Origin of the sequence: Loigolactobacillus iwatensis, assembly GCF_003950295.1 — a bacterium.
In the GTDB taxonomy this organism is placed as follows: Bacteria; Bacillota; Bacilli; order Lactobacillales; family Lactobacillaceae; genus Loigolactobacillus; species Loigolactobacillus iwatensis.
Window position 1 is genome coordinate 24,444 of the sequence record NZ_RHNP01000027.1, and the last position, 16,849, is coordinate 41,292.

The window sequence follows — 16,849 nt, forward strand, 5'->3', positions numbered from 1 at the left end:
GTAAAATCTTAGTTACGGAGGATGTCCATTCTCCTTACGCGAACTGCGCGTACTCGAAACATGGCCCTCCTAAATTCTCTAAGGTCTATTTTGCGTCAACACCGCAATTTATTTCTTTAAGCAGTATTTATTATTAAAGCGATTACAAATAAGTGAAATAAAAAATGTCCACCCCAAAAGATAGACATCTAACGTACTTATTTGCTTTCTTGTGCTTCCCGTTCTTTTAAGAAGTCCAAAACAGCTTTTGTGCTTTTAGCCTTTTTATCACGGTTCTTATGGTTTGTTGGGCGGCGGTTATTACCGACACCAGTATGGTTATTTTGTGCCATTCTGCAACCCTCCTCTCACAATCTTCTAAACTATCTCACTATTAGCAAGACAATAACTGTTCCTATCATATCAATTTAATTCGGCTTTGACAACTTAAAATTAAATTCTTATTTTATTTACAGTCAAAATTACGTGGAATCCGCGAGCAGGCAGCAATGATTTGAATCCTTTTACTAGTCCATTTCAAACACTGGTTAGTCTTTTTTCTTCAAAACACCATCTTCAATTTGGTAGACAGTATCGACTAAATCCAGCACACGCTCATCGTGAGTGACCATGACGGCCGCTTTTTGATTCGCGTGAACTTCATCGCGTAACATCGTCACAACCTCACGACCACGTTTTGAATCCAAACTAGCAGTTGGTTCGTCGGCCAAAATAAGTTGGGGATCATTCATTAGCGCCCGGGCAATTGCCACCCGCTGGCGCTCCCCACCTGATAAGGCGGCCGGATATTGTTGCAATCGTTTGGCTAGTCCAAGATGAGTCAGCAGCTCTTGAGCACGTTTTTCCTGCCCTTTTCGCCTTGCTAACACGCTCATATAACATAATTGATCCATAACGGTTAGATATGGAATTAATTCTGAATTTTGGAAAATAAAACCAATTTGCTCCAAACGTATTTTAGTCCACTGCTTTTGCGATAGTTGGGTGATTTCTTGACCTGCCAAGTAAACTTGGCCCTCGCTTGGACGTAAAAGTGCGCCAGCGATTGATAGAAAAGTACTTTTACCAGCACCACTAGGCCCTACCACCGCTGCAAATTCTCCAGGCTTAACGGCCAAGGAAACTTCGCGTAATACTTCAATCCGTGCGTCCCCATCTTGATAATATTTAACGACGTTGGTCAATTTCAATGTTTCAGTCATTCGCCAGCACCTCCAATCGCTGTGTTCGGATCTACCCGGGCAACCTTAACCAGTGACACCACCGCGCTTAAAACGGCAACGACAACAAAGATCAGGCTCGTCGTTAGTATAATTTGGCCGGAAATAATGAATGGCATTGCTGCTGGCATCACCTGTGCTAAAGCAGCAACAACAATATCAGCAATGATGACTGCTAAGAGTGCAACAACACCAATTTCACCGATCAAATAACGTGCCAGGTAACTCGTTTTGGTTCCTAAAGCCTTTAAAACACCAAATTCGCGAATCTTTTGAATCGTAATGACGTAGAAGAAAACGGCCAAAACAACGACGGAAATAATGTAAAGAAAGGCAATCATCATATCTAAAGAACCTTGCTCGGCCGAATATCCCGGTACATTTTGGATAATTGCTTCTTTCGACACTAAGTGTGCTCCGGCCAATTTAGGCTTGGTGGTGGTTGTTTGTTTAACCGCCAATGCACTGACAGTTTGCGTTTCTTGTGGCATCATTTTTTGCCATTGATTAGGTGTCACGTAAACAACTGGCGTGTGGGAATAGGTCATCGCCGTGGTGAAACCAATAATTTTTAACGTCACACCACTTTGACTATCCTTAAATTTTTGGCCCAAACGATAGCCGGAAGCCTTTAATTTATCACTAACAACCACGCCAGTAGTATTTAGGGTCTGGCCACTAACACTTTTTGGCGCGATAAAACTTCCTTGTTTAACCACAAAATAGGCCATATCCGTTTTTTTGGCAGCGTCTTTTGCCCTTTGAATCGTTCCCTGCTGAATCGTTAACGGTGTTGCCTGCTTAAATTTCTTAGCAAGCTGTTGCGCCTTAGTCTTCGTCAAAGTTGAACGACTAAAACGGTTTTCTGCTCCCTTTTGTAAAACATAGCCACTTGCCGGACTTTCAGAAATTGCAGCGCCATTGTCACTAGCCAATCCAGCGGCTAGTCCAGTAATGAAAAGAACTAAAAAGACGATTAAAAAGATAATCAGACTGATTAGACCAAATTTCAGTTTAGCGTGGCGCAAATCACGTAATGCTAAAAACATCTGCCTCTACTCCTCTTTTTGTTTTGATAAGGTTACTATAAAGAGGAAGTATGAACTGAATATGAACAAGTGATTACAAAGCGTATTTTAATTGAACTTACCGCTTTAAAGGTAACGAAACGCAAAAAGTGGTTACCTCAGGCATTGATTTAACGGAAATATGGCCGCCATGTATTGTGACAATTTCCTGGGCGATCGCCAGACCCAATCCGCTATGAGTTGTCCCGCGCGTTTGATCGGCTCGGTAGAAACGATCAAATAAATGCGCCTGAATATCTGGTGGAATTTGTGCTCCTTGATTACTTATTTCAACTTGCAGTGTTTCTGCTTTTACTTGTTGCGTAATTGAAATAGTACTGCCTACTGGCGCGTAACGAATAGCGTTGGTTAACAAATTTTGCCAAACCTGAAATAAAAGATCGGCGTTGCCTAATATAGCGAACTCAACTAAATGTGTGCTCACTAGTAAGTCCTTTTCGTCTAATTGAAATAAAAATGTTTGAATTACTTGGCGCAACTGTTCCGCCACTTGAATTGATTTTTTTTGCGTTAAAACTTGTTCCTGACTAACTGAAGCCAGTAAAAGCAATTGTTTGGTTAATGAGGATAAACGCTCCGTTTCCTGTTGAATGATTTGGAGGTACTCTGCCCGCGTGGCCGCTGGTAAATCAGATTGCTGTAATTCCTTAGCGTAACCATTTAACGCGGTTAACGGCGACTGAAGGTCGTGTGAAACGTCAGCAACAAACTGATTCCGCGATGCTTCTACCTGAGCTAGTGCGGCGGCCATTTTTTTAAATGCCACAATTAGCCGACCAAGCTCATCCCGAGAAGGTACTTTAATTTCTGGCTTTTGGTAATCGCCCGCCGCAATTTTTTCCGTTGCCTTAGTTAACCGCAAAATTGGCCGAACCAGCATCCGCAATGCAATAAAAAGCAACACTAAGGCCAAAATGACTGCCAAGACACTCAAGACCGTGAAATAAACCCGTAATTCACCAAATTGAACGTCTGGGTCAGTTCGCAATAATAGTGCCTGGCGTCGATTCAAGCGAACACCAATCGTATCCGTAATATCACTGTCAAAAAAGCCCGTAACCAAGATTCCTTTACGAAAGGCCCGAATTCCGTGGTACGTATGCCCGGCAAAAATGGTTTGCCGTTTATTTCCCGGGAAATTTTTCTGCCGGAATTGACGCCCGTAAAAATCAGTTTTGCCATTACGGTCAATTACGGCAATCTGGTAACCACTTTTGGCAATGGTTTGTAAATACGTTTGCCGCTGTTTGGCTGGCAACTGTTGGTAAAAACGGCCAATCTTCTTAGTAATTGCCGTCATTTTATTATCATTGGCCGGTTGTAATCGCTGGTGATAATAGTGATTCGCGCCTAAAAAAGCGATGAAGAGGCTGCTGGCAACAATGATCACGATCACTAGGACACTTTTGCGGTACAACGAAGCTTTCATACCGTAACCTCCAAGCTATAGCCAACGCCCCGCATTGTTTTAATCTCAATGCCACTATTGGCTGGTAAATGACTACGGAGGCGTTTGATGTGCACATCCACCGTTCGATCACTCCCATCATAATCAGTGCCCCAGATGTGTTGAATCAAGGTCTCCCGGGGAAATATTTGTTGTGGTCGCGCCGCCAATTGGTATAACAACTCGAATTCTTTCAATGGCAAATAGAGCTCTTCCCCAGCCACTTCTAAAGAATATTGTTGCCGGTTTAAACGGATTTTGCCAATCTCAATCACATTGGCCAATAAATTATGGTAGCGCCGCAATAAAGCCTGAACCCGAAATAACAATTCCCGCTCATCAAATGGCTTGGTTAAATAATCATCACAGCCAGCCGCAAAACCCTTTTGCTTATCAAAAATATCACTTTTAGCCGTCAACATAATCACCGGCAAATCTTTCGCGCGTTTAATCGCCCCGCAGGCCGCAACGCCATCCAACTTAGGCATCATGATATCTAAAATTACCAGAACAACATCATGCTGCTCGGCTAACGTAACCGCCTGTTGACCATCGCTGGCCTCAATTGTGTCAAAGCCCGCTGCCGCTAGCTGATTACGCACTAAACGTCGCAAATCGGTATTGTCGTCCGCAATTAAAATTTGCTGCATAAATGTCCCCCCACTCGTTACGTTAATTAAAAGCGTAACCAAAAAGTAAGTCAAGCGGACAAAAAAAGAGTTGCGCCATAAGTTGGCACAACTCCTTAAAAAGTGTTTAGAAAATACTTTTGCTGGTATCTATCTGACTAATTAGCGCGGATATTTAATCGTCGTCATCGTCTTCTTCATCCAGGCCAGTTCGTGCGCCGTTACCAAGATAGAATTGAAGGTCACGGATATTATGATTATTAATGCCACGCAATTTGACTAGAAAGGCGGCCAATGCTGGTCGTTCTTCTTTTTCAGCCAATTTAATTGCGCGATCGATAAATAAATTTTCCGTATCGTAGTCATGGACAGTAGCGTCGACAATGGCCGTTGCTGTGAAATATTTATTCTTGCCGGATTCTTCTAGCATACTGTACTTTTGATAATCAGCAGTTGTGGATGGTGGTACTTCCCCTTCGTCTAACAAAAGGTGACCCAATTCACTACTTAACTGTTGGCTTTGGGCCAATAATTCAGTGAACTTAGGGACCAATGAAAAACGTTCAGGCCCTTTAACGTACCACGCAGCCTGCTGTAATTTACTAGCCTGAATAACCAAATTGGACAAAATATGGCCCGTCATGGCACCAGCAGTTGGTGTGTGGTGATCAATATCTGCTTGCTTTAATTCCTGTTCAAATTTTTCATCGATTGTTAGTTCTGCCATTGTTGTTTCCTCCAGTTATTTAGGTTGTTTAACCTTGAGGCTTTGCACTTCATAGCCTAGGCGATTTACGACTGCAGCCAAATCTTCGGCCGTTGTTTGACTTTCATCAAAATCCGTTTTTACTTTACTAGCGTTAAATAAAACTTTAACGTTCTCAACACCAGTTTGTTTCTTTAATGCCCCTTCAATTTTTTGCATACATGACGGGCAAGTTAAACCATCTAATTGCATAATTGCTTTTGCCATAGTGAAAACCTCATTTCTTTTTTATTTGATTATCTTTAGTATAGAACGCCTGCTTTATAAAAAAATTGATTGAAATCAATTTTTTGTTTTTAATTAGGCGTGGGATACTTCTGATTGTTTGGTAGCTGTTTGTTGCTTAGAGCTGCGCGGTCGGTACTGAATCAAGCGCATTGCATTAAAAATAACGACTAAGATACTGGCTTCATGAACAAACATCCCACTAGCCATGTAAATGTAACCGAAGATCAAGCCAATGAGTAAGAAAACAACGGTCCCAATGGCAATGATGATGTTCTCGCGAGTATTTAAAACTGTCTTTTTGGCCAAGCCATACGCGTGCACTAGTTCGGCAAAGCTGGAACGCATTAACACAATATCGGACGTTTCAACGGCGACATCCGTGCCACCGCCCATGGCAATACCAATATCGGCAGTTGCAATTGAAGGACTATCATTGATCCCATCACCGATGAAAGCAACTGTTCGGCCCGCAGCCTTAAACTGTTTAACAAATTTCACTTTATCCTCAGGCAATAAATTGGCGTGAACTTCATCAATTCCTAATTGCTCGGCAACGTAATTAGCAGTAATCTGATTGTCCCCGGTCAGCATAACCAAATGTTTAATCCCCATTTGCTTTAACTGCGCCAAAGCTGGCCGCACATTGTCCCGGACAACATCCGAGACACCGATAATCTGCTGAATGACCTGATCGACTGCCACAATCACTGTCGAGCTGCCTTCAGATTGTAATTGGTGTAAATCAGCCAACTGTGAGGTGGTTAATTCAACCTGATTAGCGGTCATCATTTTTTGATTGCCGACTAACAACTGGTGATCAGAAACTGTGGCGCTAACCCCTTGTCCCTTGACTGTCGTGCTATTAGTGACGGCCAAATTATCAAAATCGATTTGTTTATTAGTTGCGTAATCAGTGATTGCCTTACCTAACGGATGATCAGAAAGACTCTCAATTTTGGCGACGAGCGCGGACACCAGCTTGGCATCGGCCGCGTAGTTCTTGACCGCAGAAACTTCAGTTGTTCCCTTAGTCAAGGTTCCCGTTTTATCAAAGACTAATGTATCCACTTTAGCGAAGGTATCCACAACCTCGCCACCTTTAATCAAAACACCATTCTTGGCACCATTACCGATCCCAGCAACGTTAGAAACTGGCGCACCGATAACCAAAGCACCTGGGCAACCTAGAACCAGAACCGTGATTGCCAAACGAAAATCCCGGGAAATCAGACCAACGATTAAAGCAATTATAATAACTGCAGGTGTGTAGTAAGTGGCAAACCGATCAATAAATTTCTCAGCGTGGGATTTGGTGTCCTGGGCGTCCTCAACTAACTCAATAATTTTGGCAAAAGTGGTGTCATCACCAACTTTAGTGGCCCGAATCTGTAAGGTTCCATTATCGAGAATTGTTCCAGAGAAAACGGCATCCTTTTCCCGTTTAGTCACTAGCTTTGACTCACCAGTAACACTGGCCTCATTTAAATAGCCAGCACCATCAACAATATCGCCATCAACTGGGACTTGCGCGCCAGTTTTAACCAAGACGACATCACCTTCGTCAACATCATCAACGTCCGTCTCAACCGTTGTCCCATCATCCTGAACAACTAAGGCGGTGGTTGGGGCCATTTCAGTCAACGATTTAATTGATTGGCGCGTTCTGGCCAAAGTTTTCTCTTCTAGAAAGCCACCAAACAAGAAAAGAAAGGTAACAATTGCTGACTCATTGTACTCTTGAATGATGAAAGCACCGACTACCGCAATACTGACTAGTAGTTCAATGCTGATCGTCTTAACGCGCAAAGATTCATACGCGCGAATGATAATTGGCACCGCCGCTATAATCGAAGCGATAATAAACGCCACCGTATACAATGTGTGCAACCCTAGCCAACTTGCAATAAAACCAATGGCAATTAAAATCGCCGTTGCAATCGTAATATTGTTCGTGTTCTTCTGAATAAAACGTTCAAACTTCATCTTAGTCACTCCTTTAATAAAATACCCTTATCGATTGAATGACTTTAGTATAGTGAGGTTTTGTTCAGTTTAACTTGATCACCATCAAGTTTTGACCAAAATAATTTAAAAGCGGTTAATTTGAGCACAACAATGCCTAGCTAGTAAGGTCAAACAGGTTTCCACTAAATTAGTCAGGTGAATATTAGTAAAGGTATTTGCCAAACACGGCTAGTGGGATGTAGCGCTCATATTTAATATATCGTTACTAAAAATAATGCTTAGGCCGCTTGGCTACTGAATTCCACGTGGGCAGATTTGGTTAGGTTCCATTCCGGCGCTGGCGTATGGAACGCGTGCGACTTGGACTTGCCGGATTTCGGCTTAGTCCAATCGACAACGGGAAACAAGTCCTGTTTAGCGAATATGTTCTAGTAATTAATACTTGCTAAAATTAGTTGTTAAGAATGAGCGACAGTGGCGCGTTGACAAGCTTATTTTCTTTCCGATTAAACCCACCGGAAAAGAAAATGGATCTTGTCAATCACGCAAGGTACTAAATGACCACAATTCGGTCATCAAGTACCTTCGACACGGGTGCGACTTGAACTTGGCGGTCTTTGCCTTAGTTCAATCGACAACGGGAAGCGAGTTTTGTTTAGCGAATAGGAACTAGCAACTGATACTTGCTAGAAAGTGTTGTTGAGAACGAGTAACAGTGATACGCCAGCGCCTCCATTCCACCTTGGCAGTGGTTGAACTCTGATTATTGATTAATTTAATTGTTTAGTTAGTACACAATTGAATAGGAACCACAGTTTTATGGTTGACGATGCACTAGTCAAGAACTCACCTACAGCCAACCAGCAACCCAAACACCTAAGTAGGCTAGCCCAACACCTAACGCAGTAGACAATATTAAGTACTGCAGCAATGAATACCACTGTTCCCTTCGTTGGAAGATGACTAGCTCGTTCATCAAAGTTGAAAAAGTGGTGAGCCCACCTAAAACACCAGTACTAAATAGTAGGTGATTAATTGAAGTGGCCGGATTAAGGCTTAATAATCCGATTAAGAAGCTGCCAACTAAATTAATTCCAAATGTTGCGATTGGGAAGCGAATATTTGCAACTCGTTTGACCCAATTACTGATTGTAAAGCGGATTACCGCTCCAATTGCCGCACCTAAACCAACCAACATAAATGCCATTTTCGCTTCCCCCTTTTTTAATGACGGCAAAAGAATTGTGCCGCGTGAACTGAATACTTTTTGCAAATGCGTTTGCCCTAAATTGATCAAAAACCGTTAATTAAAATTGGCAGCAAAGTACGCCGAAGTATCTTTTCGATACGTGCTAATTTAAAAGCTTTCGTCCCAGTGACATTCCAAAACTGGCCAATAAGAAACCACCGATTAATGAAGTCAGTAAATAAATTAAGCCTAGACCCAATTGGTGCCGCGTTAATAACGTTAATTCTTCCAAACTAAAACCGGAAAAGGTCGTAAATGCACCAACAAATCCCGTACTCATACCAACGACAAGCCAATGGGGCAAAGGCCAACGTTCCGTAATGTAAGTTGTGATAAAGGCCAGCAAAAAACTGCCAGTTAAATTAATTAATACCGTTGCAATTGGAAAATGCTGGTTAGGGATGATTGAGCTTAGGAAAAAGCGCAGATCACCACCGAGAAAGGCGAAAAAAGCAACCGCTAAACTATCCATTCACATCACCGCCATTAACTAAATCTACTGCCGTTGTAAACAAGACACCATCCGTAGCCAAAGGAGCCATAGCCGTTAATAGTGGCTGTAAGTCAACCTGAGCAACAATCGCCTCGACAACAATTGGTTCGTTATGACTAAACGAAAAAACTTTTGGTCGGTGGATTTCATGATCCTTGCCGTAACCGGCAATCCCCCGCGTAACGGTTGCCCAGCCGACATGGTGTTTCTGCAACAAATCAAGCACATCTTCGTAGTGATCTTTTCTAAACCACTGATTATCGGCTTTAGTAAATAATTTTACAACGTAATGTTGTCCCTCAGTTTGCATCATTTCACTCCCAATCTGACCACTAGCCGCACTAATTTGTCCCTTGTTTGCAATAATCCGATTAACACCTGGTACAACTGCCTGATAGGTTTCCGCTGGTAAGACTGATTCAATAATGAGTGGCAAATCATTAAACGGTTCGTCCTCCAGAATACTTTCATGGCGGTTATTCTGTTGATCAATTCCAGTCATAGCCTTGCGCATGGTGACTCCTGAAATATGCTGCGCCCATAAGTAACGTAGCACGCGGTGGGCCAACGTATGGTGCCCACTATCCATCTCTAATTCATTAAAAACAATCCGTAATAAATAGCCTGTCGCCATCTGTTCAGGCCTCCTTTATTTTTTGTATTTATGTAAAAACTTACTTTCCTAATGCATATTGATTAGACAACAAAAAATATTGATAACTAAAAATGATTGTTGCCGGTCATTTCTTACAGTAGTTGGGCCCGCCAGTTAAGCACCATTCCTAATTGCTATTAGTCTACTCGTTATTTGGTTTTCTGAAAATAGAAAATTAAAAAAATAGGAACCCACGACAAAATTACTTTTTATCGCGGTTCCTATTTCCGATCATTATTTTAGTGTGCATCAAAAACCTGTACTACTGCACAATTTGTTGCCACTGCTGCCAAACAGTGTCTTCAGAAAAGCGTGAACTGCTGCTATAGGCCTGTTCACTGAATTTCTGTAATTTATTTGGATCCTTAAATAACTCAATAATACTATTGGCCATACTAAACATATTCCCGTTTTCAATTAAGAAGCCATTTTCGCCATCTTCAATAATTTCATTGGGTCCATAATTGAAATCATAACTAACAATTGGTAAGCCATGGCTCAAGGCTTCGATCATGGCTAAAGGCTGGGCATCAATCCGACTGGCAATGACAAAGACTTGGGCGCTATCATAAATATCGTTTAAGTCCGCCGTGTAGCCCGGAATGCTAACCGCGTCAGTTAGATTAAGCTCCTTAATCAAAGCGTTAAGCTCATCAATTGTTTCACTAGGGCCATAACCCCGTAGTTCCAGCGTTGCGTCTGGCATACCGTTATGCACTAAATTAAACGCTCGAATAAGCTGATCAACCCGCTTTTCTGAGCCCAAGCGTCCAACAAATAAGAGCTTGTGTGATGTTCGTTTGGCCATCATAATTGGTGCCTTTGCAGCCTGTTCAGCCGGAATAACACCACCGGAAATTGTCATAATTGGCATTTGCGGCTGTTTTAAGCGCATTTCCAAATCACCACGCTGCCGGTTAGTCATCGTAATTAGGCCGTCCAATTTCGCCAAGCCTTGCATGCTTAACGGAACTTGATAATAGCCGTCTAATGGCGCATTCAGCTGATCTTCTGGTTCAGTTGCGTGGGCAATTGGAAAGAAGACGTACTTGCGCGCCTTAGTTGTCATCGCCAGTAAAGGCTGATTGGCAACTCCTGGTCGATCAGCGATAAAGGTGTTAGTTTCCTCAGTTTGCCGATTTAGTCTATCTAAGAAGAAGGTAAATAGATCTTCAACACTAGTAAAATAGTGCGCTACGTCTTGATCAGTAATGAGCTTAATCAACGTGTTCAGTGGATTGCCCTGCGTATCCTTAACGTAATAGCGCTCCATTACACGCTTACCAGTTGGTGTATACAAGTTTTCCGCCATTAATTGGCCATCTTGCCCGTAGAGTTGTTCCGCAGATTTGAAGCCACGCCAATCATATAAATCAGTTTGACTTAAATTTCCAGAAGCATCAAAAAAGTTAACGTAATACAATTGGCCAATCGTTCCTGGCGTAAACCAAACGTCTTCCACTAAATGATCACCACTACGAACGTGGCTCACATTAGCACCTGGTTCAATTTGATAATCAACTGGCAAATGTAGGTCTTGAATGTGTAACGTTTTATAGTCGGCTTCATCAATGAACTCAGCATTCTGAAAATAGTCGAACATATTAACCAAATCATCGTCAGTTAACCCAAATTGCTTAATTGTTCGGTGTTGCGAACGATCAAAATCCCGCGTAACAATTTTTGCCGGAACACTTTTAGCATCAAATAGCTGAACCCGCTTAATTTCGGCGTGTTCCACACCTGAGTTGCGTTCAAAAATATATTGATTTAGAAAGTAATACATTTAATCAACCTCCGCGACAGTTTGTTGCTGCTGGTAAAAACGATCAGCCTCAGTAATTAAAAGTTGCCACTGAGCCATAACTGCATCTTCTGAATAACGCCGACTATTATCGTAGGCGGCCTCACTAAAGTTCATCAATTTTGCCGGATTACTTAATAAATCGAGAATGGCTTCGGCCAAACCGTCAATATCATCATTTTTAGTTAGAATCCCCGTTTTCTGATCCTGAATAATATCAGCGGGGCCATACTTAATATCGTTGGCAATCAACGGCAGCCCGTGCGCCTGGGCTTCCAATAACATCAGTGAGAAACCTTCCGCCCGACTTGGTAGTAACCCAATTTGTGCACTATTATAGATCTCACTAACATTTTCTGAATAACCCATAAATTTAACACTATCCGTCAAGCCAGCCTCAGTCACTTGTTGGCGTAGCTTTTCTTCAGTATCACCGTTACTGTAGCCCCAGAATTCCAGGGTTGCTTTAGGATAATGCTGATGAACTTTTTCGAACGCCTTAATGGCTTGATCTTGCTGTTTTTCTGGTGCTAGGCGAGCAACTTCAACCAATTTTTGAGGGGTGCGCGTTTGCCAATCGACGTGGGGCTCGTTCAGCGTTTCATTGGCGACAAAACCAACTGGGATCGTAAATTCAGGAACTTTTTTACCAAAGCGCGCCACCATATCAGTTGTTTGCTGTGGCGTTGCTGAAATAACCGCATTCCACTGGCCCAAATTATTAAGGGCATGTTCGTAATTGGAATTCAAAGTTGAGTGCTGCATATCGCTAGGATCATTAACGTGGTCGTTATGCAAGTGTAATACTTTGAAGGCCTTCGTTTCCATGTGGAACAACGACCAAGCTAACTCAACCGTTCGATCACAAATGAAAACATTGTGCCCGCCATCACTTTGATTCAGCTCATCGTAGAAAAAGCGTGTTAACTCAGCCATCCCGTTGAAAGAATAGTCTTGGCCGTGATAATTTAAAACGCGCCACGAATTTTGTTCATTTCCCTGCCGATCTAGCAAATGCAACTTTTGAATGTGGGCCACACCATCGAGACCAAGGTATTGTTCGTTAGCAATCTTACCGTCCCAATCAAAATATTGCTCCAAACTGATGAAGCCCCGCGTATCGTACCAAACCATTTTTACAGTTTTACCATTAGGTTCTAGATACTGAATATTTTTAAGATCAGTAAATTCTGGTTCACGCGTTGTGATAATCATCAAGCGTTTGTCCTGTTGCGTAACAACGTAATCATGACCATCTTTTTGCAACGAACAATCATCTGGCAGCTTTAAATCATTCACGGTAACCTGCTGATAATCCACTTGTTCAGTGTTATTAAAAAAATCAAATAAGTTAATAAAATTTGCAGTACTAATATTCGCTTGTGCCAGTACCTGATGAAGATCCAGCGCAAATGAACGCGTGACAATTTTTGCGGCGACATTATTTTTATTAAAAAGCATTAACCGCTTAATTTCGGCGTGCTCAATACCAGATTTTTGGGCTTGCATATTATCATTTAAAAAATAATACATTTAGTCAGTCCTCCTCAATCTTCTAAGGTCTATTTTGCGTGTCCGCAAAATCCTATTTTCGGCGGATAGCCATTCTCCTAAATCCCACCTAGTTTTATTATACGCTCAAAGCCGGTTGCGCAACAGTGGGCGGAAAGTCCCTATTTAAGCACAGTCCATTTAATTAATTCAGGCCGCTTTTAAATTAAAACGGCCGCCTTAAGTAACGTTAAAATTTGTTCCAATGGTACTTTGACTGGATCTAACTGTTTGGCCGTCACTGCACGGGCGTAAGTTAATAAAGTTGTACTGATCATTGTTTGCAGAATTGGCGCAGCCGTTTTACGAAAAACACCTGCTTTGATACCGGCCGATAAAAAATCGTTCGGCGCATTAAAAACAGCTTGCCGCTGTTGAATTGGCACCGGCAGTGTTTGTAAGATTGGATCAACCGCAAATTGCTGCAATAACTGAACTTGTTCTGGATGTTCAATACTATATTGATAAAGCGCCCGCATATAAATTTCAAGCTGTTCTGCCGGCGTTTCAACATCCGCTAATTGTTGCTGCAAATAACCGGCAAGCTGTTCCTGCGTTGTTTGAAAAACAGTTGCCAGTAGAACCTCTTTGCTAGAAAAATAAATATACAAATTAGACTGAACAAGACCAGCGGCCCTAGCAACCTTGGCCGTTGTCACGCTGCTCAATCCATTTTTAACAATTAAATTGGTTGCACTTTTTAAAATAGCCAAGCGTTTCTGATCGTCTTTTATTCGCATAATTTAGTCTAAACTACTCCTAGTTATTTAGTTGGCTGATCGCCAGCCGGCCACCAGAGTTTGATCAATGCCTGCGTTCCATCATTGCCCAGTTGTTTTTGATCAACCAACTGCTCGTACAGTTGCGCGGCCGTTTTAGTTGCTGGCAAATCTAACTTCATCTTTTTAGCTTCATCCAGCGCAATTCGCAAATCCTTCAGGAAGTGTTTGGCAAAAAAGCCGGGCGTATAATCATGCTGTAAAATTCGCGGTGCGTACGTATTCATACTCCAATTGTCAGCACCACCAACATGTAAGGTGGCCAAAACATCGGTTAGGTTAAGCCCAGCAGCCTGTGCGTAAACTAACATTTCGGTCAAGCCAGTCATCGTGCCGGCAATCATAATCTGATTGGCCATCTTGGCGTGCTGACCCAAACCAGGTCCACCAAATAAATTAACGCGTTGACTAAAAGCCTTCAGAATTGGCTGCATTTGTTTATAGGCCACTTTCGTAGCACCAACCATAACGGTCAAAGTGCCATTTTTGGCGCCAATATCACCGCCAGAAACAGGCGCATCTGCTACTTGAAACTGTTGTGCTTGTCCATCTGTCGCTAATTTTTTAGCTAAGGTTGGCGTACTTGTCGTCATATCAACTAACAATTGATTAACCTTAGCACCGGCAAAGATACCAGCAGCACCATAATAGACTGCCTCAACGTCGGCCGGAAAACCAACCATTGTGAAAGTCACATCACTTGACTGTGCGACGGCCTTTGGTGTGTCCGCCCAGGTTGCGCCAGCCGCAAGTACCTCGGCTGCGTGTGCTTTTGTCCGATTGTAAACAACAACCTGATAACCTGCCTTCAAAAGGTTGTTAATGATGCCGCTGCCCATAACGCCAGTCCCCACAAAACCGATCTTTTCCATATTTTTGCCTTCTTTCCAGTTGCGCTCCCTTCTAGCTTAGTCCACTAACTAAGTTTTGTGAACTTTAAAATTTTACAATGTAAAGTGCTTGCTTCTCTTCTTAGATGGCCCATACTAGAATTGATTAGATACAAATTTGATAAGGAGGATGCTTATGCAGATTATTGAAAAACCATTAACGGATAAAGGAATGGCCGGCCCTTATTTAAAGGGGTTATTAAAATCCCCTGATCCAGCCGCTGGTCAGACCAAATTACCAGCAATTATCATCATTCCTGGTGGTGCCTATACGCACATTCCAGTTGAACAAACCGAAACAATGGCAGTGGCTTTTGCCAACCAAGGCTTCCAGAGCTTTTACCTTCGTTATTCCTTTATGGATGAGGCCCAACCGCTAATGCCGCAACCATTAATCGAACTCGCTAAGGCCGTGCAGCTACTACACCAAAACGCCGACGAATGGCAGCTTGATTCTGACAAGATTGTCATTGCTGGCTTCTCAGTTGGTGGCCATATTGTTGGGCTTTATAATGATTATTGGGATAGTGCTTGGTTAACTAAGGCAACTGGTTTTGGCGCCGATGAATTAAAAATTAACGCCGCAATCATGGGTTATCCTGTTGTCAGTCCTAAGCTCGGTTTCCCAAAGGATGCCGCAACCGTTCAAAAATGGGCGGACGACCCTGACTTCATCGCCGCTGACGAACAAGTGACTGCCACCAACGCCCCAACTTTTGTTTGGACAACCTTAGATGATAATGTTGTTCCTTCTGCTAATGCGCTCGCTTATGTAGCGGCGTTAAAGACCGCCGAAGTTTCAGTTGAAAGTCACCTTTTCCGCCACGGTCCCCATGGTCTTGCATTAGCCAACCAACAAACGGGCAATGATAGTGAGACGGTTAATCCCCACGTTGGTCATTGGTTTGAACTTGCTATCGAGTGGTTGACAGATATTTTAGATTAAATCCGCTAAACAAACGAATTTATCTACGTGCTAATTATTTTCAACTGCTGATTAGAATCTTAAGGCCCCTTTTGGCAGTTAATCATTTTTATCAGTTAGAATTCTAAAGATTATTGAGAACAAAAAAGCGAAGTGCCTAGAAATCACGGCACTTCGCTTTAATTTGTTAATTTACTTTTACAGCATTAGCGCCTTATTGCTTAACGTTGTTGCGTAATTGGTCGTAATAAAATTTCGTTAATGCCAACATTGTTTGGTTGGTCAATCGCGTAGGCCACAGCGTTAGCAACATCTTCTGCTGCTATGCCAGACGTTTGCTCGTCACTTTTAATTTGCTGCCGCTTTTTTTCGTTAGTAATCGTTCGGTAAAGTTCAGTGTTAACTGCACCCGGTGAGATCATCGTTGTCCGAATTTTACCAGCCTGCTCTTGCCGTAAGCCATCCATAATTGCTTGAATCGCCCACTTGGTACCGGAATAAACAGCAGTACCAGGGTGAACAACGTGCCCAGCTACCGAATCAGTTGTAATAACGTGGCCGGAACCTTGTTTTTCCATAATTGGTAAAACAGCAGCAATGCCATACAGTACGCCCTTGATATTAACATCAATCATTTGTTCCCACTCGTTTACTTTTAACTCACTTAACTCAGAAAGTGGCATTAAACCAGCGTTGTTAAACAAGACATCCACGCGGCCAAATTTTTCTACAGCCAAATTAACCAAAGACTGTACTTGCTTCTTATCAGTCACATCAGTTACCTGGTAAACCACTTCGGCCAGTGCCAAAGAGGTCACCAAATCTTCCAGACGATCCTTTCGCCGGGCGCCGATCACCAACTTGGCTCCTGCTTGTGCTAACCGCCGGGTTGTTGCCGCGCCAATACCACTGGATGCGCCAGTAATTACAACAACTTTTCCTTTAATTGCCATGTTTATGCCTCCTAAATTATTTAAGAATTATCTTGCGGATCTGTTTAAAATTCAATTTATTTTATTGCAAAAAAATGTGGTATAAAATAGGGCTCAACGACCACCTCATTCTCATTAACTAAAGATTAAGGGGCTCTATACTTTTTCCTGTTGATAGTTTACAAATGGTAAACTATTAACAGGATTTTTGTGCAGAAAAAGAGCTCA

17 protein-coding genes are annotated in these 16,849 nt (G+C 42.4%); 1 reads left to right on the plus strand and 16 read right to left on the minus strand.

What is annotated here, in order from left to right:
* Positions 1–197: 197 nt before the first annotated feature.
* The 15 genes from EKM98_RS12240 to EKM98_RS07915 all read right to left on the minus strand — a co-directional run bounded on the left by EKM98_RS12240 (position 198) and on the right by EKM98_RS07915 (position 14,746).
* Complete coding sequence (locus EKM98_RS12240) at positions 198–332, minus strand: hypothetical protein (RefSeq protein WP_257749635.1); 135 nt, start codon at positions 330–332, stop codon at positions 198–200.
* Positions 333–527: 195 nt separating this feature from the next.
* Positions 528–1,202, minus strand: coding sequence for an ABC transporter ATP-binding protein (locus EKM98_RS07850; RefSeq protein WP_125981889.1), 675 nt, complete (start codon positions 1,200–1,202; stop codon positions 528–530).
* Positions 1,199–2,269 (minus strand): FtsX-like permease family protein, encoded by a 1,071-nt coding sequence (locus EKM98_RS07855; RefSeq protein ID WP_125981890.1) that lies wholly within the window; start codon positions 2,267–2,269, stop codon positions 1,199–1,201. Before EKM98_RS07855 ends, EKM98_RS07850 begins: the two co-directional genes overlap by 4 nt.
* 97 nt (positions 2,270–2,366) lie before the next feature.
* Complete coding sequence (locus tag EKM98_RS07860) at positions 2,367–3,737, minus strand: HAMP domain-containing sensor histidine kinase (RefSeq protein WP_125981892.1); 1,371 nt, start codon at positions 3,735–3,737, stop codon at positions 2,367–2,369.
* The gene (locus EKM98_RS07865; protein ID WP_125981894.1) at positions 3,734–4,405 is read right to left on the minus strand and encodes a response regulator transcription factor; all 672 of its coding nucleotides are present in this window, start codon (positions 4,403–4,405) and stop codon (positions 3,734–3,736) included. The genes EKM98_RS07860 and EKM98_RS07865 overlap by 4 nt, the downstream gene beginning before the upstream one ends.
* A gap of 154 nt (positions 4,406–4,559) precedes the next feature.
* Positions 4,560–5,111, minus strand: coding sequence for a ferritin-like domain-containing protein (locus tag EKM98_RS07870; RefSeq protein WP_125981896.1), 552 nt, complete (start codon positions 5,109–5,111; stop codon positions 4,560–4,562).
* A 15-nt stretch (positions 5,112–5,126) separates the two neighbouring features.
* Complete coding sequence (locus tag EKM98_RS07875) at positions 5,127–5,357, minus strand: heavy-metal-associated domain-containing protein (RefSeq protein WP_068225718.1); 231 nt, start codon at positions 5,355–5,357, stop codon at positions 5,127–5,129.
* Positions 5,358–5,450: 93 nt separating this feature from the next.
* Positions 5,451–7,361 (minus strand): heavy metal translocating P-type ATPase, encoded by a 1,911-nt coding sequence (locus tag EKM98_RS07880; protein WP_125981897.1) that lies wholly within the window; start codon positions 7,359–7,361, stop codon positions 5,451–5,453.
* Positions 7,362–8,193: 832 nt separating this feature from the next.
* Complete coding sequence (locus EKM98_RS07885) at positions 8,194–8,550, minus strand: fluoride efflux transporter FluC (RefSeq protein WP_125981899.1); 357 nt, start codon at positions 8,548–8,550, stop codon at positions 8,194–8,196.
* 145 nt (positions 8,551–8,695) lie between these two features.
* A complete protein-coding gene (locus EKM98_RS07890) occupies positions 8,696–9,064 on the minus strand; it encodes a fluoride efflux transporter FluC (protein WP_125981900.1) in 369 nt (122 codons plus the stop codon).
* Entirely contained in the window at positions 9,057–9,719 is a 663-nt protein-coding gene (locus EKM98_RS07895) for a DUF190 domain-containing protein (RefSeq protein ID WP_125981902.1), read from the minus strand. The genes EKM98_RS07890 and EKM98_RS07895 overlap by 8 nt, the downstream gene beginning before the upstream one ends.
* 283 nt (positions 9,720–10,002) lie before the next feature.
* The gene (asp1, locus tag EKM98_RS07900; protein ID WP_125981903.1) at positions 10,003–11,526 is read right to left on the minus strand and encodes an accessory Sec system glycosyltransferase Asp1; all 1,524 of its coding nucleotides are present in this window, start codon (positions 11,524–11,526) and stop codon (positions 10,003–10,005) included.
* Complete coding sequence (gene asp1 / locus EKM98_RS07905) at positions 11,527–13,077, minus strand: accessory Sec system glycosyltransferase Asp1 (protein ID WP_125981905.1); 1,551 nt, start codon at positions 13,075–13,077, stop codon at positions 11,527–11,529. It lies immediately after the preceding gene.
* A gap of 179 nt (positions 13,078–13,256) precedes the next feature.
* The gene (locus EKM98_RS07910) at positions 13,257–13,835 is read right to left on the minus strand and encodes a TetR/AcrR family transcriptional regulator (RefSeq protein ID WP_125981907.1); all 579 of its coding nucleotides are present in this window, start codon (positions 13,833–13,835) and stop codon (positions 13,257–13,259) included.
* Positions 13,836–13,858: 23 nt separating this feature from the next.
* Complete coding sequence (locus EKM98_RS07915) at positions 13,859–14,746, minus strand: NAD(P)-dependent oxidoreductase (protein ID WP_125981908.1); 888 nt, start codon at positions 14,744–14,746, stop codon at positions 13,859–13,861.
* Between the two features lie 154 nt (positions 14,747–14,900).
* Here EKM98_RS07915 and EKM98_RS07920 point away from each other — a divergent pair, with 154 nt between their 5' ends.
* On the plus strand, positions 14,901–15,710 hold the full coding sequence (locus EKM98_RS07920) for an alpha/beta hydrolase (RefSeq protein ID WP_125981910.1): 810 nt from the start codon (positions 14,901–14,903) through the stop codon (positions 15,708–15,710).
* 200 nt (positions 15,711–15,910) lie between these two features.
* On the opposite strand, the gene EKM98_RS07925 is transcribed toward EKM98_RS07920, so the two are convergent.
* Positions 15,911–16,642: an SDR family oxidoreductase gene (locus tag EKM98_RS07925; RefSeq protein WP_125981912.1), complete on the minus strand. Its 732-nt coding sequence runs from the start codon at positions 16,640–16,642 to the stop codon at positions 15,911–15,913.
* Positions 16,643–16,849: the final 207 nt, after the last annotated feature.